This window comes from Streptomyces sp. NRRL F-5122 (assembly GCF_001507435.1).
GTDB classification, from domain to species: Bacteria; Actinomycetota; Actinomycetes; order Streptomycetales; family Streptomycetaceae; genus Streptomyces; species Streptomyces lannensis.
On sequence record NZ_LMWH01000001.1, the window covers coordinates 152,180 to 169,701 of the forward strand.

At 70.5% G+C, this 17,522-nt stretch carries 15 protein-coding genes, 1 tRNA gene and 1 pseudogene; 4 read left to right on the plus strand and 13 right to left on the minus strand.

What is annotated here, in order from left to right:
• Positions 1–127: 127 nt before the first annotated feature.
• The 7 genes from ADL25_RS00650 to pgsA form a co-directional block, all read right to left on the minus strand.
• The gene (locus ADL25_RS00650) at positions 128–880 is read right to left on the minus strand and encodes a YebC/PmpR family DNA-binding transcriptional regulator (protein WP_059125571.1); all 753 of its coding nucleotides are present in this window, start codon (positions 878–880) and stop codon (positions 128–130) included.
• Positions 881–928: 48 nt separating this feature from the next.
• Positions 929–1,537 (minus strand): pyridoxal 5'-phosphate synthase glutaminase subunit PdxT, encoded by a 609-nt coding sequence (gene pdxT / locus ADL25_RS00655; protein WP_059125572.1) that lies wholly within the window; start codon positions 1,535–1,537, stop codon positions 929–931.
• A 37-nt stretch (positions 1,538–1,574) separates the two neighbouring features.
• Complete coding sequence (gene pdxS, locus ADL25_RS00660; protein WP_059125573.1) at positions 1,575–2,486, minus strand: pyridoxal 5'-phosphate synthase lyase subunit PdxS; 912 nt, start codon at positions 2,484–2,486, stop codon at positions 1,575–1,577.
• A 152-nt stretch (positions 2,487–2,638) separates the two neighbouring features.
• Positions 2,639–3,193 carry a hypothetical protein gene (locus tag ADL25_RS00665; RefSeq protein ID WP_079050100.1) on the minus strand — a complete coding sequence of 185 codons (555 nt, stop codon included), beginning with the start codon at positions 3,191–3,193 and terminating at the stop codon, positions 2,639–2,641.
• 303 nt (positions 3,194–3,496) lie between these two features.
• The gene (locus tag ADL25_RS00670) at positions 3,497–4,657 is read right to left on the minus strand and encodes a glycosyltransferase family 4 protein (RefSeq protein ID WP_059125575.1); all 1,161 of its coding nucleotides are present in this window, start codon (positions 4,655–4,657) and stop codon (positions 3,497–3,499) included.
• A complete protein-coding gene (locus ADL25_RS00675) occupies positions 4,654–5,586 on the minus strand; it encodes a phosphatidylinositol mannoside acyltransferase (protein WP_059125576.1) in 933 nt (310 codons plus the stop codon). Before ADL25_RS00675 ends, ADL25_RS00670 begins: the two co-directional genes overlap by 4 nt.
• A gap of 37 nt (positions 5,587–5,623) precedes the next feature.
• Entirely contained in the window at positions 5,624–6,310 is a 687-nt protein-coding gene (gene pgsA / locus ADL25_RS00680; protein WP_059125577.1) for a phosphatidylinositol phosphate synthase, read from the minus strand.
• Positions 6,311–6,613: 303 nt separating this feature from the next.
• Between pgsA and ADL25_RS00685 the strand changes: the two genes are divergently transcribed.
• A complete protein-coding gene (locus ADL25_RS00685) occupies positions 6,614–8,812 on the plus strand; it encodes an elongation factor G-like protein EF-G2 (RefSeq protein WP_059125578.1) in 2,199 nt (732 codons plus the stop codon).
• Between the two features lie 285 nt (positions 8,813–9,097).
• Positions 9,098–10,756 (plus strand): hypothetical protein, encoded by a 1,659-nt coding sequence (locus ADL25_RS00690; protein WP_059125579.1) that lies wholly within the window; start codon positions 9,098–9,100, stop codon positions 10,754–10,756.
• A gap of 66 nt (positions 10,757–10,822) precedes the next feature.
• On the opposite strand, the gene ADL25_RS00695 is transcribed toward ADL25_RS00690, so the two are convergent.
• Positions 10,823–11,401 carry an HIT family protein gene (locus tag ADL25_RS00695; protein ID WP_059125580.1) on the minus strand — a complete coding sequence of 193 codons (579 nt, stop codon included), beginning with the start codon at positions 11,399–11,401 and terminating at the stop codon, positions 10,823–10,825.
• 67 nt (positions 11,402–11,468) lie between these two features.
• On the opposite strand from ADL25_RS00695, the pseudogene ADL25_RS00700 reads away from it, so the two are divergent.
• Positions 11,469–12,112, plus strand: a pseudogene (locus tag ADL25_RS00700) (two pore domain potassium channel family protein); the annotation flags it as partial.
• A 37-nt stretch (positions 12,113–12,149) separates the two neighbouring features.
• Here the strand turns inward: ADL25_RS00700 and thrS are convergent.
• The 3 genes from thrS to ADL25_RS00715 all read right to left on the minus strand — a co-directional run bounded on the left by thrS (position 12,150) and on the right by ADL25_RS00715 (position 16,010).
• The gene (thrS, locus tag ADL25_RS00705) at positions 12,150–14,126 is read right to left on the minus strand and encodes a threonine--tRNA ligase (RefSeq protein WP_059125581.1); all 1,977 of its coding nucleotides are present in this window, start codon (positions 14,124–14,126) and stop codon (positions 12,150–12,152) included.
• 100 nt (positions 14,127–14,226) lie between these two features.
• Complete coding sequence (locus tag ADL25_RS00710; RefSeq protein ID WP_059125582.1) at positions 14,227–15,444, minus strand: hypothetical protein; 1,218 nt, start codon at positions 15,442–15,444, stop codon at positions 14,227–14,229.
• On the minus strand, positions 15,441–16,010 hold the full coding sequence (locus ADL25_RS00715; RefSeq protein WP_059125583.1) for a DUF4365 domain-containing protein: 570 nt from the start codon (positions 16,008–16,010) through the stop codon (positions 15,441–15,443). The genes ADL25_RS00710 and ADL25_RS00715 overlap by 4 nt, the downstream gene beginning before the upstream one ends.
• Before the next feature lie 169 nt (positions 16,011–16,179).
• Between ADL25_RS00715 and ADL25_RS00720 the strand changes: the two genes are divergently transcribed.
• A complete protein-coding gene (locus ADL25_RS00720; RefSeq protein WP_059125584.1) occupies positions 16,180–16,905 on the plus strand; it encodes a 3'-5' exonuclease in 726 nt (241 codons plus the stop codon).
• Between the two features lie 45 nt (positions 16,906–16,950).
• On the opposite strand, the gene ADL25_RS00725 is transcribed toward ADL25_RS00720, so the two are convergent.
• Both ADL25_RS00725 and ADL25_RS00730 read right to left on the minus strand, forming a co-directional pair.
• Positions 16,951–17,022 (minus strand) — tRNA-Val (locus ADL25_RS00725).
• Positions 17,023–17,061: 39 nt separating this feature from the next.
• Positions 17,062–17,508, minus strand: coding sequence for an SRPBCC family protein (locus ADL25_RS00730; RefSeq protein ID WP_059125585.1), 447 nt, complete (start codon positions 17,506–17,508; stop codon positions 17,062–17,064).
• Positions 17,509–17,522: the final 14 nt, after the last annotated feature.

The following is a 17,522-nucleotide window of genomic DNA, read 5'->3' on the forward strand; positions in this document are numbered from 1 at the left end:
GATCTCGCCGGGCCGCCGACGAGCGGTTTCCCCGGTTCGTGCAGGCTATCGGGTGCCACCGACAACGATCGGCAAAGCGACGGGCCGACGGGTGATGTCCCGTCGGCCCGGTCGGTTCGCGGCGGTGTTACGCCTCGACCTTCTCCATGATCTCGTCGCTGACGTCGAAGTTCGCGAAGACGTTCTGCACGTCGTCGCTGTCCTCGAGCGCGTCGATCAGCCTGAAGATCTTCACGGCGCCTTCCTCGTCCAGCTCGACCTGTACGGAGGGCACGAAGTTGGCCTCGGCGGAGTCGTAGTCGATCCCGCCCTGCTGGAGCGCGGTTCGGACCGCGATCAGGTCGGTCGCCTCGCTGATCACCTCGAAGGACTCGCCGAGGTCGTTGACCTCCTCGGCGCCCGCGTCGAGCACGGCACCCAGTACGTCGTCCTCGGTCAGCTCGCCCTTGGGGACGATCACGACACCCTTGCGGGTGAACATGTACGACACGGAGCCCGGGTCGGCCATGGAGCCGCCGTTGCGGGTCATGGCGACGCGGACGTCGGAGGCGGCGCGGTTGCGGTTGTCGGTGAGGCACTCGATGAGCACCGCGACACCGTTCGGGCCGTAACCCTCGTACATGATGGTCTCGTAGTCGGCACCGCCGGCCTCGAGGCCCGCGCCGCGCTTGACCGCGGAGTCGATGTTCTTGTTCGGGACAGACTGCTTCTTCGCCTTCTGGATGGCGTCGTAGAGGGTCGGGTTGCCGTCCGGGTCCGACCCGCCCGTGCGGGCGGCGACCTCGATGTTCTTGATCAGCTTCGCGAAGAGCTTGCCGCGCTTGGCGTCGATCACGGCCTTCTTGTGCTTCGTCGTGGCCCATTTAGAGTGGCCGGACATCTGCCTGTCTCCTTCGCGTAACCCATCTCTGTGTGAACGCCAGAGATCCTACAAGGACTCCGCCGTCCGTTCGGCTCGCACCATGTCGACGAACAGGGCGTGCACGCGATGGTCGCCGGTCAGTTCCGGATGGAACGACGTGGCGAGCGCGTTGCCCTGGCGAACGGCGACGATGTGGCCGTCGTACTCCGCGAGCACCTCGGCCCCCGCTCCGACGGACTCGACCCAGGGGGCGCGGATGAAGACGCCCTCTACAGGATCTCCCTCGACACCGTCGACGTCGACCGCCGCCTCGAACGACTCGTTCTGACGTCCGAACGCGTTGCGGCGCACGATCATGTCGATGCCGCCGACGGTCTCCTGGCCCGACCGCGGGTCGAGGATCTTGTCGGCGAGCATGATCATGCCCGCGCAGGTGCCGTAGACGGGCATCCCGCCGCGCACGCGTGCGCGGAGGGGTTCCATCACTCCGAAGAGGACGGCCAGCTTGGAGATGGTGGTGGACTCGCCGCCGGGGAGGACGAGGCCGTCGACCTCGGCGAGCTCTTCGGGGCGCCGCACCGGCCTGGCCACGACGTCTGCCGCGGCCAGGGCGATGAGGTGCTCCCGTACGTCGCCCTGAAGGGCCAGGACGCCGATCACGGGTGCGTCGGTCATGTACGTGGTGTCCTCTGTGATGTGGTGCCGGCCCGGTCTACCAGCCGCGGTTGGCGTAGCGCTCGCTCTCGGGGAGAACGTCGCAGTTGATGCCGACCATGGCCTCGCCGAGGTTGCGGGAGGCATCGGCGATGATCTTCGGGTCGTCGTAGAAGGTGGTCGCCTTCACGATGGCGGCGGCACGCTTGGCCGGGTCGCCCGACTTGAAGATGCCGGAGCCGACGAAGACGCCCTCGGCGCCGAGCTGGCGCATCAGCGCGGCGTCGGCGGGGGTGGCGACACCACCGGCGGAGAACAGCACGACCGGGAGCTTGCCCAGCTCGGCGACCTCCTTGACCAGCTCGTACGGGGCCCGCAGCTCCTTGGCGGCGGCGTACAGCTCGTGGTTGTCGTAGCCGCGCAGGCGGGCCATCTCGTTCTTGATCTGGCGCAGGTGGCGCACGGCCTCCACGACGTTGCCGGTGCCGGCCTCGCCCTTGGAGCGGATCATGGCCGCGCCCTCGGCGATACGGCGCAGGGCCTCGCCGAGGTTGGTGGCGCCGCAGACGAACGGCGTGGTGAAGGCCCACTTGTCGGAGTGGTTGACCTCGTCGGCCGGGGTCAGCACCTCGGACTCGTCGATGTAGTCGACGCCGAGGGACTGCAGGACCTGGGCCTCGACGAAGTGGCCGATCCGGGACTTGGCCATGACCGGGATCGAGACGGCTTCGATGATGCCCTCGATCATGTCCGGGTCGGACATACGGGCCACCCCGCCGTCCTTGCGGATGTCGGCCGGGACCCGCTCCAGAGCCATGACGGCGACGGCGCCCGCGTCCTCGGCGATCTTCGCCTGCTCCGGCGTGACGACGTCCATGATCACGCCGCCCTTGAGCTGCTCGGCCATGCCGCGCTTGACGCGGGCTGTGCCGGTCTCGGGGTTCTGGGGGGTGGAGAGCGTGCTGGACACGGGTGGGACCTCACTCTGCGAAAGAGGAAATTCTGCTCGACGAGAGAAAACGTGAGGTGAACAGGCCACGGCAAGGGCCAATGGTGAGCCGGTGGATCGTTTTGCCCCGGCAGGGGGTGCCACCGGCGGGTTTCACCCCGTCTCGCGGGCGGTCACACGGTCGAACGGCCCACGAGCCCGGTCGGTGGCTCGTCGTCCATTTCGAACGCCATCGGGAAGGGCGCGTGGCCGGCGAGACGGAACAGGCGCACCTTGCGGTGGCGCCGCAGTGCCCGCGCGGCGCGCACCGCGTCGTTGTGGAAGCGCCGGGCCATCGGCACCTTGCGCACGGCCTCGGTCAGCTCCCGGGCCGCCTCCTCGCCGCCCGGTGCCTGCTGCACCGCCTGCACCTGCGGGGCCTCCTCGAAGACGGCCCGCAATGCCTGGCTCAACTCGCTCTCGGCGACCTCGCGCTGATCCTCCTCCGCCTGGCGGGCGGCGTGCGCCGCCTCGTACAGCACGATCGAGGCGGCCGGGTCGAGTACGCCGGAGGTCGCCAGCTCCTGGGTGATCGACGCACGCCGCAGCAACTGCGCGTCGAGCGCGGCACGCGCCGCGTCGATCCGGGCGTGCAGCCGGTCGAGGCGCCCCGCGGTCCAGCTCAGATAGAGGCCGATCGCGACGAGGACGACGAGGATCCAGATGAGGGTTGGGCTCACGGGCCGCAAGGCTACCGGGCCGCTCGCGCACGCCCCTCGCGTCCTACCCGGCCACGGAGGCGGCCCACGGCTTCCGTGCGGGGGTCGGACGGCGCCCGGCGGGCCTACGGGGTTCGGCACGTCCCGCACAAGCACGCGACCACGCCGGGGATCGCCCAGGCACCCGTACACGGCGCCCGCGCCCTCCGTAGCCGACTCGCAGACCGGCCGGAGCCCGCCGACCGGCACGCGCAGCAGCACCTGGGACCAACCGCGCCGAACGCCCGCCCGACAGCACGCGCACGCGTCCATGCCGGAAGACGGCGCCCGGGCTCAGTCCCGCGCCAGACCCAGTCGTGCCCGCAGGCTCGCCCGCTCGTCCGCGGCCACGGCGGCCGCGCCCTCCGTCACCGTCTCGTAGACCGACAGGATCTCCGCACCCACCGTCGACCAGTCGAAGCGCCGTACATGGGCGCCGCCCCGCCGCCGCAGCTCCTCGCGCCGCTGCGGGTTCTCCAGCAGCCGCACGGCGGCGTCGGCGAGTGCGTCGGCGTCCTCGTTGGCGAACAGTTCGCCGGCCGCGCCCCGGTCGAGGACCTGGGCGAAGGCATCGAGGTCGGAGGCGAGCACGGCCGCCTGTGCGGACATCGCCTCCACCAGGATGATCCCGAAGCTCTCACCGCCGGTGTTGGGCGCCACGTACAGGTCGACGCTGCGCAGGAAGCGGGCCTTCTCCTCGTCGCTGATCATCCCGAGGAACTCCACTCGCGGGCGCAGGTCCTCGGGAAGTGTCTCGACCGCCTCCTTCTCGTCGCCGCGTCCGGCGACCAGGAGCCGCGTCTGCGGCCGGGCGGCGAGGATCTTCGGCAGGGCCCGCATGAGAACGGGCAGTCCCTTGCGCGGTTCGTCGATGCGCCCCATGAAGCCGATCGTGTCGCCCTGCCACTCCGGCTTGGGCTTGGCCTTGGCGAAGAAGTCGACGTCCACGCCGTTCGGGATGACCACCGCGTCGCCGCCCAGGTGCTCCACGAGCGTGCGCCGGGCGTACTCGCTCACGGCGATCCGGGCGCTGATCTTCTCCAGAGCCGCCTGGAGGATCGCGTAGGCGGCGATCATCGCCCGGGAGCGCGGGTTCGACGTGTGGAAGGTGGCCACGATGGGGCCCTGCGCCGCCCAGCAGGCCAGCAGGCCCAGCGACGGCGAGGCCGGCTCATGGATGTGGATCACGTCGAACCTGCCTTCGTGCAGCCAGCGCCGCACCCGGGCGGCGCTGAGGAAGCCGAAGTTCAGCCGGGCCACCGAGCCGTTGTACGGCACCGGCACCGCGCGGCCCGCCGAGACGACGTACGGCGGCAGGGGGGTGTCGTCGTCCGCCGGGGCGAGCACGGAGACCTCGTGCCCGAGGCGGATGAAGTACTCGGCCAGATCACGGATGTGGAACTGGACGCCACCCGGCACGTCCCAGGAGTACGGGCAGACGATGCCGATCCTCACGGGGTCCCCTTCTCGGGCCGCGAGGGGGCCTTGGCCGGGTCCAGGTCGGCGAGCCACAAGCGCTGCAGCATGTGCCAGTCCTCCGGATGCTCGGCGATCCCCGTGGCGAAGGCGTCGGCCAGCGCCTGTGTCATGACAGACGTCTTCTCGGCCCGGGCACCTGTCCCGGGTACCTCGACGGGGGGATGCAGGCGGCCCTGCATGACGGGTGACTCGTCGTACCAGAGGGTCACGGGCACCAACTGCGCACCGGTCTGCTGGGCGAGCAGCGCCGGTCCCGCGGGCATGCGGGCCGTCTCGCCGAAGAAGGACACCTCGGTGCCGGAGGCGGACAGGTCCCGGTCGGCGACCAGACAGACCAGGCCACCGTCACGCAGCCGCCGGGCCAGGGTGCCGAAGGCGGAGCCGCCGCTGTGTGGAAGCACCTCCATGCCGAGGCCCTCGCGGTAGGCGACGAAACGGTCGTAGAGAGTCTCGGGCTTGAGCCGTTCGGCCACCGTCGTGAACGGAATCCCCAGCTTGGTGGTCACCCAGGCGCCGGCCAGGTCCCAGTTGGCGAGGTGCGGCAGCGCCAGGACGACGCCCCGGCCCTCGGCCAGTGCGTCGGTCAGGTAGTGCAGGTCCTTCGGGTCGAAGCCGTCCCTGACACGCTCGGCGCTCCATGCGGGGAGCCGGAAGGACTCCATCCAGTACCGCAGGTATGAGCGCATGCCCGCCCTGCTCAGTTCGGCGAGCCGCTGCGGACTCGCGCCGGGCACCACGCGCGCGTAGTTGCTCTCGAGGCGCTGCACGCTCGTGCCGCGCCGCTTCCAGGCGAGGTCCGCGATACCGCGGCCCAGCCGCACTGCGACGGGCTCGGGCAGCGTCTTGACGGTGCTCCAGCCGAGGCCGTACAGCCCGTCCGTCAGCCGCTCCTGGAAGCTGGTCACGTCGGCGCCTCGCTCTTCTGCACGTTCCGCCCGCGGATCACTTCGCCGCCCCGCTCCCGTGCCCGGCGTTCTCGCCCTTTTCCGCTGCCGCGGCGGCGTCCGCCTCGGCCGATTCCCGGCGCACCGTGACCACTCGCTGGATCAGCGTGACCAGGCTGCCGACGGCGACGATCCAGAGCGCGATCGGCAGCAGCACCTGGATACCGGGCACACCGAACTTGTGCAGTCCGGCGAAGCCGGCCGCCACCAGCGAGATGACCAGCCGCTCCGCGCGCTCCACGAGTCCGTTGACCGCCACGGGCAGGCCGATCGACTCGCCCCGGGCCTTGGTGTACGACACCACCTGTCCGCTGGCCAGGCAGAAGAGCGAGACAGCACACAGGAGGTCATTGTCGCCCTTGCCCGCGTACCACAGGGCGAAACCGCCGAAGATCGCGCCGTCCGCGACCCGGTCCAGCGTGGAGTCGAGGAAGGCGCCCCAGCGGCTGGAGCGGCCCAGCTGGCGGGCCATGTTGCCGTCGACGAGGTCCGAGAACACGAACAGCGTGATGACGACCGTGCCCCAGAAGAACTCGCCCCGGGGGTAGAAGACCAACGCGCCCGCGATCACACCTGCGGTACCGATCAGTGTGACCGTGTCGGGGCTGACACCCCGGCGGATCAGAAACGCGGCGAACGGTGTGAGGACACGCGTGAAGAATGCACGCGCGTACTTGTTCAGCATGGCCTTCCCGACGGTCGGTGAGCCGCGCGGTCCTGGTGGCCGCCGGCTGGCCCATCGTAGCCACGAGCGGGAGCGGGCGACGGCCGGGCACCCACACACTGTGTCACGTGCCCGTGGCATCACGATCACGAACGGGCCGCCCGCGCAAGCCTCGGTCGAACGGCGGGATCGCGTCCTTCGTATGGACGCACCGTGACGCGAGTGCAAAGCTCGAATTCACCGCGGGCGTCACGGAGCCGCCATCGCACGCGGATCCGCATGTCCGCGCCCCCAGTGACCTCACCGTGCACGGGAGGCAGGATCATGGGCGACAAGGCGAATGCACACACCGGAGCCGCCGGCAGGGCTACGGCGGCCGACCACCCCGCGTCCGTACGGAATGTGGGGCTGGTCGGCCACAGCGGATCGGGCAAGACGACCCTGGTCGAGGCTCTCGCGCTGACAGCGGGAGCGGTGAACCGGGCGGGCCGCGTGGAGGACGGCGGCACCGTCTCGGACTACGACGAGATCGAGCACCGGCAGCACCGCTCGGTGCAGCTCTCCCTGGTCCCCGTCGACTGGGACGGGGTCAAGATCAATCTTTTGGACACTCCTGGATACGCCGACTTCGTCGGGGAGCTCCGGGCCGGTCTGCGCGCCGCGGACGCGGCCCTTTTTGTCATCTCCGCCTCGGACGGGGTGGACGGCTCGACCCGCATGGTGTGGGACGAGTGCGCCGCCGTCGGCATGCCGCGCGCCCTCGTGATCACGCACCTGGACGGCTCCCGGGCGGACTTCGACGAGATGACCCGGGTCTGCGCCGACGCGTTCGGCGGGGACGACCCCGACGCCGTACTGCCGCTGTACCTGCCGTTGCACGGCGCACACGGATCGGACGGGCACACGCCTGTGACCGGGCTGACCGGCCTGCTCACACAGAAGCTGTTCGACTACTCCTCCGGCGAGCGCAAGGAGTCCGAGCCGGGGCCCGACCAGCAGCCGCTCATCGACGAGGCCCGCAACCGGCTCATCGAGGGGATCATCGCCGAGAGCGAGGACGAGACCCTCATGGACCGCTATCTGGGCGGCGAGGAGATCGAACTCGGCACCCTGATCAAGGATCTGGAGCGAGCCGTCGCACGCGGGACGTTCTTCCCGGTCCTGGCCGCGGCACCGGCCACCGACGGCGGGCGCCAGGGACTGGGAACGGTCGAACTGCTGGAACTGGTCAAGGGCGGCTTCCCGACCCCGCTGGAGCGGGAGGCGCTCGCGGTCACCACGCCGGACGGCAAGCCGCGTGAGCTCGCGCTGTGCGACCCGGACGGACCGCTCGTGGCGGAGGTCGTCAAGACGTCCTCCGATCCGTACGTGGGCCGCGTCTCGCTGGTGCGGGTGTTCTCGGGCACCCTGCACCCCGACGACACGGTGCACGTGTCCGGGCACGGGCTGGCCGACCGCGGGCACGAGGACCACGACGTCGACGAGCGCATCGGGGCGCTGTCCGCGCCGTTCGGCAAACAGCAGCGCTCCCTGAGCCATTGCATCGCGGGCGACCTGGCGTCCGTGGCGAAGCTGAACCGGGCCGAGACCGGGGACACGCTCTCGGCCAAGGACGACCCGCTGCTCATGCAGCCCTGGGAGATGCCCGACCCGCTGCTGCCGCTGGCCATCCAGGCGCACAGCAAGGCCGACGAGGACAAGCTCAGCCAGGGACTCGCACGGCTGGTCGCCGAGGACCCGACCATGCGCCTCGAGCAGAACCAGGACACCCACCAGGTCGTGCTCTGGTGCCTCGGCGAGGCACACGCGGACGTGGCCCTCGAGCGGCTGCGCAGTCGCTACGGCGTCCAGGTCGACGTGGTCCCGTACAAGGTCTCCCTCCGCGAGACGTTCGCGGGCAGGTCCGCCGGGCGCGGCCGCCATGTGAAGCAGTCCGGCGGGCACGGCCAGTACGCGATCTGCGAGATCGAGGTCGAACCGCTGCCCGGCGGCTCCGGCGTCGAGTTCGTGGACAAGGTGGTCGGCGGAGCCGTACCGCGGCAGTTCATCCCCTCCGTCGAGAAGGGCGTGCGCGCCCAGGCCGCCAGGGGTGTGGCCCTGGGCCATCCGATCGTCGACATCCGGATCACGCTCCTGGACGGAAAGGCGCACTCGGTGGACTCCTCCGACGCTGCCTTCCAGACGGCCGGCGCGTTGGCTCTGCGCGAGGCGGCGGCCGGGACCACGATCCACCTCCTGGAACCCGTGGCCGAGGTGAGTGTGCTCGTCGGTGACGACTACGTGGGCGCCGTGATGAGCGACCTTTCCGGGCGCCGCGGCCGGGTCCTCGGCACCGAGCAGACGAGCGGCGGCCGCACCCTGGTGCGGGCCGAGGTGCCGGAGATCGAGATCGGCCGCTACGCGGTCGATCTGCGCTCCCTCTCGCACGGCACCGCCCGCTTCAGCCGCTCCTACGCGCGGCACGAGCCGATGCCGCCGCAGCTTGCGGCGAAGGTTCGTCAACAGGCGCAGGAGGCCTCGTAGTCGGACCCCGCGCCCCCGGCTCGCGTGCACGGCACGATCGAGCCGGGGGCGCCGGTGCCGGGGACCGGGCGGTCTCCCCGCGACCGGGCGGGCGCGCGCCGAGGGCGAACGCGCGCCCGCGCGCCCGGACTTGTGGGCCGTCCGCCGACGAACGCCGCTGTGTGCGGATACGCTGATCACCTGATCACGCAGGGATGCGATCGGCGCGATGGCCTGTTCAACAGGTGTGCGGAGCAAGGAAGTCGGGAAGGCCGCAGGAGCGGGTTCGGCGGCGAGGGGGCGGCAGTGACGGACGGGTTCGATTTCAGCCCCGGGGCGCAGGTGCCCCTCTCGGGCTCCGCGGGCCAGACGGCGGCGACCTATGCCCTGGCGTCTGCCGCCTACCGGGACGCGAAGGTCGAGACGATCCTCGACGCCAACAACGAATGGCACGAGTCGACCGTCAGCACCGGCCGTCCCTGGGCGAAGATCTTCCGGCCCAACCTCGGTGAGGCCTTCTCGCTCGCGGTGCGGGACCGCATGCTGGGGGCCAATCGCAAGGCGCTCATCCAGTCCTTCGGTACCGAGCCCCAGGTGGTCGTGGAGCACTGCCTGGCCGCCCACCGCATCCGCCGGGAGCGGGACAACTGGCTCTCGGCGGTGACGGTGCTCTGCGGAGTGCTGTTCCTGCCGGGGATGCTGGTGTGGCTGCTGGTCTTCCAGATCCGCGCCTCGGTGGCCAAGCGCGACGACAAGCGCGCCTCCGCGCTCGGTACCGCGCTGCTGTTCGGTGTGGGCGCCCTTGCGGTGATCTTCCTGATCCGTATGCCCTTCACGGGTTTCTGGGCGTGGTACGCACGCGCCTCGGTCGTCATGCCGGTCGTCGGCTGGTTGTGGGCGAAGCAGATCTGCGAGCGGACCGCGAAGGATCTGCGCGACCGCTGGGAGAGCCTGCTCGCCGGTGGCGGCCTCGGCGCCAAGATCCCCGAGGCGGTGCCCGGAAGCCCCGGCGAGACCTCGGCCGAGCGGCTGCGCCAGGCGCTCGCCCGGCTCAGCGCCGAGCAGCAGTCCAACTCCGTCTTCTACGCCGGGCCCAAGGGCATCCTGGGCATGGGCACCCGCTGGGGCAGCTGGCAGTTGGCCGAGGACCTGGTGCCGCGCGAGAAGGACAAGGAGATTCACCCCTTCCGCAGCTGGGACGTGATCAAGGCCATCCACGACCAGTTGGGGATGCTGGTGCGCGGCCCGCTCAACACCGGCGGCTTCCCCACCCCGTCGATCCGGCACTGGATCGTCAGTCCCATCGGGGAGAAGGCCAAGGAGGTCTCGCGTCCCAAGGGAACGGACGTGGACGCGTACCAGATCAAGACCCACGCCATACAGGAGATCTGCAACAAGCAGCAGTTCGGTGGGGGTGAGCGGCACTACCTGGGGGTCCAGTGGACGCTCTGGGACGGTCAGTTGATCATCACCATGCTGATCACGGTGACGGTGCTGCACGAGACGCTGCGCATCGAGGTGACCGGGCATGCTCTCGGACCGGTGAACGCGCTGTTCACGACCAAGCCCTCGGCACCGACCAAGAAGGTGCAGAAGCAGGTCAGGTTCTGGGAGACGCGGGAGGTGAAGCTTCCGCTGGTGGACACGGACGAGGTGGTGCGCCTCTCGGTCCGCGCCCCGTTCACCTGGTATCCGCCCCTGCTGAACTGGCTCGGCGGCTCGCTGACGCTGCCCGAGCCGTTCGGACTGCGGCACGCCTGGGCGGACCAGCCCTGGCGGCACCGCTTCATGGCGGACGACGCGCTGCGCGCGGCCACGCCCGTGCTGCGGGTGGTGCACGCGGCGGCGATCCGGGTGCTGGAGGAGAACGGCGTGGACACGGAGAAGTTCGGCACGCGGTCGGCGTTCCTCAGCACGCAGGTGCAGGACGTGTCACCGCGGAAGGCCGACGTCTACGACGCGTAGCGCCCGCGCCGGCCGCACGGACGGGGCGGACGCCCTCGGTGGCCTGCGCCCCGAGGCGCCTCGCCCCTACTCCCCGGACGGGCCGCTCTGCGCGGGCCAGGCCTCCGCCAGCATCTTGCGGGTGTCCGCGAGCAACTGCGGCAGCACCTTCGTGTGACCTATGACCGGCATGAAGTTCGTGTCACCGCCCCAGCGCGGGACGATGTGCTGGTGCAGATGGGCGGCGATGCCCGCGCCCGCGACCGTGCCCTGGTTCATGCCGATGTTGAAGCCGTGGGCGCCCGAGGCCGTGCGCAGGGCGGTCATGGCCTGCTTGGTCAGCTCGGCGAGTTCCACGGTCTCCGGCCGGGTGAGGTCCGTGTAGTCGGCGACGTGGCGGTAGGGCACGACCATCAGATGGCCGCCGTTGTACGGGTACAGATTGAGCACCGCGTACACCTGCTCACCGCGTTTGACGATCAGCCCGTCCTCATCGGAATTGGCCGGAATCGCGCAGAACGGGCAGCCGTCACCGGCCCCCGGACCGGTCGGCTTGTTCTCGCCCTGGATGTAGGCCATCCGGTGGGGCGTCCACAGACGCTGGAACGCGTCCTGCGTCCCTACTCCGATCTGCTGCTCCGGCTCACTGGTCATGCAGTGCAGCATATGGCTTCGCCCGTTCGCGGCGTGTCGGCGGGGCTCGGCGAAAACCGTCCCGAGCCAAGCCGGCCGGATGGACGACGACAGCCGTACGGCCCGCTGGGAGCGACGGATGGGGGTCCCGCTCGGGATCGCCTCACTGCTGTATCTCGCCTCGTTCGCGGTACGGGTCCTCGGGCGCGGGCTGCCCTGTCCGGTGCGTGATCTGTGTCTGGCGGTGACCTGCGCCGGATGGGCCCTGTTCGTCGTCGACTACGCGGTGCGCCGGCGTCGTGGCTCTCTGGGCGCCCGCTTCGTCCACCGGCACTGGCTGGACTCGGTGGTCGTACTGCTCCCCCTGCTGCGGCCGGTTCGCGTCATGCGGGTCTATGACGCCGTGCGGAAGCGCAAGGGACATCCTCCCCGGTTGTCCCTCCAGGGGCGGGTGATGCTGTACGCGGCACATCGGGCACCCTGCTCGGTCTCATCGCCGCTCTCACGGTGTACGACCTGGAGCGGGATGCCCGCGCTCGACGATCCACACCTTCGGCGACTCGCTGTGGTGGGCCGTGTCCACTCTGTGACTACGGCGACGCCGTCCCCGTGACACCGCCGGGGCGGCTGGTCGCCGCTCTGATGGGCTGCGGGCTCGCGCTCCTGGGCGCGGTGGCGGGCTGCTTCTCCTCGTGGCTGATGCAGGAGTTCTCACGCCGGGGGGAACGGCCAAGGGCCCCCGGGGAGCTGAACGTCCCGGGGGCCCTCCGTCACGTACGTGTCAGACCTGCGCCCGCTCCTCGACGACGTTCGCGATCTTCGCGACGGCCTCGTCGAACGGGATGCCGTTCTCCTGCGAGCCGTCCCGGAAGCGGAACGAGACCGAGCCGGCCGCCATGTCCTCGTCGCCCGCGATGACCATGAAGGGCACCTTCTGCTTCTGGGCGTTGCGGATCTTCTTCTGCATCCGGTCCGAGGAGGAGTCCACCTCGACGCGCAGCCCCTTCTTCCGGGCCACGGCGGCGAATCGCTCCAGGTACTCCACGTGCGCGTCGCCGATCGGGATGCCGACCGCCTGCACCGGGGCCAGCCACGCCGGGAACGCGCCCGCGTAGTGCTCGAGCAGCACCGCGAAGAACCGCTCGATAGACCCGAACAGGGCGCGGTGGATCATCACCGGGCGCTGCTTCGCACCGTCCGGTCCTGTGTACTCGAGATCGAAGCGCTCGGGCAGGTTGAAGTCCAGCTGGACCGTCGACATCTGCCAGGTGCGGCCGATCGCGTCCTTCGCCTGGACGGAGATCTTCGGACCGTAGAAGGCCGCGCCGCCCGGGTCCGGGACCAGCGGGAGACCCTGCTTCTCGGCGACCTGGCGCAGCGTCTCGGTGGCCTCCTCCCAGGCCTCGTCCGAGCCGACGAACTTCTCCGGGTCCTTGGTGGACAGCTCCAGGTAGAAGTCCGTGAGGCCGTAGTCGCGCAGCAGGTTCAGCACGAAGGTGAGCGTCTTGTCGAGCTCCTCGGCCATCTGCTCACGCGTGCAGTAGATGTGCGCGTCGTCCTGGGTGAAGCCGCGGGCCCGGGTCAGGCCGTGCACGACGCCCGACTTCTCGTACCGGTACACGGTCCCGAACTCGAAAAGGCGCAGCGGCAGTTCACGGTACGAGCGGCCGCGCGCGTCGAAGATCAGGTTGTGCATCGGGCAGTTCATGGGCTTGAGGTAGTAGTCCACGCCCTCGTCGAGCTGCATGGGCGGGTACATGCCGTCGGCGTACCAGTCCAGGTGGCCCGAGGTCTCGAAGAGCTTCCCCTTCGTCGCGTGCGGGGTGTAGACGAACTCGTAGCCCTCCTCCTCGTGGCGGCGGCGCGAGTAGTCCTCCATCACCCGGCGCACGATGCCGCCCTTGGGGTGGAAGACCGCGAGGCCCGAGCCGATCTGCTCGGGGATGGAGAACAGGTCGAGTTCGGAGCCCAGCTTGCGGTGGTCGCGCTTCTCGGCCTCGGCGAGGAAGTCCAGGTACGCCTTCAGCTCGTCCTTGGACGGCCAGGCGGTGCCGTAGATGCGCTGCAGCATGGGGTTCTTCTCGCTGCCGCGCCAGTAGGCGGCCGCGTTGCGCATCAGCTTGAACGCCGGGATGTTCCGGGTGGAGGGCAGGTGGGGACCGCGGCAGAGGTCCTTCCAGCACAGCTCGCCGGTCTTGGCGTCCAGGTTGTCGTAGATCGTCAGCTCACCGGCACCGACCTCGACGTCCGCGCCATCCTCGCTGGACGCCGAGCCCTTGAGGCCGATCAGCTCCAGCTTGTACGGCTCGTCCGCCAGCTCCTCGCGGGCGGCCTCGTCGGTGACGACGCGGCGGGAGAAGCGCTGGCCGCGCTTCTGGATCTCCTGCATCTTCTTCTCGACGGCCTTGAGGTCCTCGGGCGTGAACGGCTTCTCGACGTCGAAGTCGTAGTAGAAACCGTCCTTGACCGGCGGGCCGATGCCCAGCTTCGCCTCGGGGAAGAGTTCCTGCACGGCCTGGGCCATGACGTGCGCGGTGGAGTGCCGCAGGATGTTCAGGCCGTCCTCGGAGGAGATCTCGACGCCTTCGACCGTCTCACCGTCCTGGACCTCGTAGCCGAGGTCCTTCAGCTCACCGCCGACCCGTGCCGCGATGATCGAGCGCTCGCCGGCGAAGAGGTCGGCGGCCGTGGTGCCCGTCGTCACCGTGCGCTCTTCCCGCTCGGAATCGCGTTGGATGATCACACGGACGTCTGACACCGGTCTCTCCTGACTGCTGGCGGATGCGGCGCCATACCTGGAGCGCGCGCATGAGTGGGATCGTACCGACCCGGCGCGGCCCTCCGCGAAACGGTCGCCGTCAGTCCCCGCCGCAGGCCTCCTCGAAGAAGTCCAGGTTCTCCTGGAGGGACTTCATCAGCCGGTCCCGCTCCGCCTCGTCGACCTGTACCGGAGCCACATCGGACGCGGCGACCAGGCGCCGGAAACCGCCCCGGCTCTCCAGCCGTCCGTGCACCCGCACCGGCAGCCCGACGAGATGGGCCTGGCCCGCGATCCGGTAGGACTCCTCGTCCAGCGTCATCCGTACGTGGGGGACCTCGGCCCCTGCGATGACCCGCAGCCGTACCGTGCCCTCACCGCGCGGGCCCGCCCGGCGCAGCCGCACGACGGCCCCGGTGATCCGCACCGGCATGGACGGCTCCTCCCGCTGGTAACGGGCCGATGCCTCGCGCAGCACGGGCAGGTCGCCCGGTGAGAACTCGACCGGTTCGCCGGGCGCCGCGCACCCCTCGGGGACGCCGGCCGCGGGCGCCCACTCGACCGCGATCCGGGCACCCTCGGAGCCGCGCACGAGGGCGACCAGCGCCTCGGTCAGCTCATGGCTCACGCCCGCCTCCACGGCGGCGTCGAAGGCGTCCATGCCGCCGGTGGCCCGCTTGTAGTCGATGGCCTCCCTGGCCGCGTTCAGGGCCTGGTGCAGGCGTACGGCGAGCGGCCTGCCGGTGGTGACGGGTGTGAATGCGGTGAGCCGGCGGCCGCCGGCGGCCGCGCCGACCAGCACGTGTTCCAGGGACGCCGCGGCGGGCCTGCGGTGCCGGGCGCCGTAGTAGCCGGCACGCGCGCGGGTGGCCAGCGCGCCCGCCATCAGCATCTGGCGGGCGGCCGAACGCAACTGGTCCTCGACGGCCCAGGGCGCCGCGCCCGCGGGGCCGGCGGGGACGTCCCGCCACCAGTGGATCTCGTCGCTCGGAACGGCAAGCCCGAGCAGCACGTCCCGGGCCGCGGGTGAGCCGCTGCGGGAGAGCGCGACGAGGGCCTCGCCGATCAGGTCGTCGCTGTCGGGGAAGGCCCGGCTCTCCGGCACCAGCAGACTCGTACGGCCGCCGCCGGGGCCCGGCGGGGTCCACCGGCCGTAGCGCCCGGCGGCCCCGCCCCGGCGCTGCCAGCCATGGCGGTCGAGCAGGGCGCTGAGCACGGTGGGATCGACCTGGTCGGGCGCGGGCGGCTGGTTCCACAACGGCTCGGCCGGGTGCGGCCGCACGGCGCGGGCCGGCTCGTCGAGGGGACGGTGTGTCACGGTCTGCCTCCCGTTCCGACCCGGGTCATGATCTCGCACAGGGCTCGGTCGTCGAATATGCGTGCGGTGGGGACGCGTACGGTGGTGCGGCGCCGGCCCGTGATCGGGTGTCCGGCCAGATTGACCCAGTAGCAGCAGTGCCGCAGGTCGAGCCGGTCGTGTCCGGCCCGCAGCCATTGCTCCTGGGACCGCGGAACGATCATCACGACCAGGATCTTGTGCACCGACACGGGCGTGCGGGCGAGCTTCGCCAGGTGGTCGTTGTCGAGCGTGAAGGAGAAGAACCGGCCGGGCGGGTTCGGCGGGATCTGGTACGTGCACTTCAGCTGCACCTTGATGGTGACCTCGTCGTCGACCGTGTGCCCGGGCGCGCTGTGACTGACGTGCCAGTCGATGCCGTTGTCCGGAAAGGGCTGCGACAGTGAGCAGCCGGCCGCGGCGGCGACGGCGTGCAGATAACCCACCTGCAAGGTCTCCATGCAGGCGGTGGTGGCGAGTGTGCCGCGGTGATGGGGTGCCGTCCGTTCGGGCAGCAGCCCGCCCCGTTCGGGCTGCGCTATCGCCATGACCAAAAAGCCTTCCCGGCTGAGAGAGTCCCCGTGACGGGCCCGTGAACTGCAAAGACCCGTACTCCTGTTGTGTCCTTCCGGCGTACGACGCAAACAGCCCGGGTATCACCAAACGGGCAGAAGACGGTGCGTCAGCTGCCAAGGGTGAACGAGGAGTTGTGTAGGCATGACGTGCTGGTATGAAGGGCCTCTGGCCGCATTCGACACGGAGACCACGGGCGTGGACGTCGAGACCGACCGGATCGTGTCGGCCGCCGTCGTCGTCCAGGACGCCCCGGGCACCCGGCCGCGGGTGAGCCGTTGGCTGGTGAACCCGGGCGTGCCGGTGCCCGCGGAGGCGACGGCGGTGCACGGGCTGACGGAGGAGCATCTGCAGCGCGAGGGCCGCTGGCCGTCGCCGGTGATGGAGGAGATAGCCAAGGAGTTGGGCGAGCACGCCGCCCGCGGCCGGCCGCTGGTGGTGATGAACGCGCCGTTCGATCTGACGCTGCTGGACCGGGAGTTGCGCCGTCATCGCGCGTCCTCGCTCGACGGCTGGTTCACCTCGGCGCCACTGCGTGTGCTGGACCCGCGGGTCCTCGACAAGCATCTGGACCGCTATCGCAAGGGCCGCCGTACGCTCACCGACCTGTGCGCGCACTACGGGGTCGCCCTGGACGGCGCGCACGACGCGGCGGCGGACGCGGTGGCCGCGATGGATGTCGTACGGGCGGTGGGGCGCCGTTTCGCCACCCGTCTCGACCGGTTGACGCCGGCCGAACTGCACGCCCTGCAGACGGGGTGGCACGCGGCGCAGGCACGCGGGCTGCAGGCGTGGTTCGCGCGCAGCGGTACGGAGGAGTCGGTGGATCCCGCGTGGCCGCTGCGGCCGGACCTGCCTGCAGCAGCCTGAGCAAACGAAAAACCGGCCCGCCGCGACGGACCGGTCTTCTCCGGGTGGGCGATACTGGGTTCGAACCAGTGACCTCTTCGGTGTGAACGAAGCGCTCTCCCACTGAGCTAATCGCCCGGGAACGCACTGAACAATACAGGTCCCGGCCGGGTTCCTTCAAACCGCTTGGAGACGGGCGAGAAGTCCCCGCCGTCCGGCCCGCATCATCAGCCAGTGGTTGGCACGGAAGACGGGCCGCCCCGGCACGGCGAGCCGGCTCAGCAGAGGCTTGTTCACGTCGACCACCTGGTCGTAGCGGGCGAGGGAGCCCGACGGGGTCGCGGTGACCGTCCAGCGCGCCCAGCCGTGGAGGTCGCCGGACAGCGCGGCCTCCAGGACTCCGGCCGACGGGTCGCGCCGTACCTCGCGCACCGTGAAGCTCAGGTCGTACGGCAGGAACGAGCGGATCCGGACCACACCGGTCGTGTCGTCGAGCCGGGTCACGTCCCGCACCTGGCGCCACCACGTCGGGTACTCCTCAGCCCGCTCCAGCGCCTCGTACACGGCGGCGGGCGGGACGGGCAGGGACCACAGGGTGCGGAAGCGGTAGTGCGTCCAGTCCATGGGCAGAGTCTGCC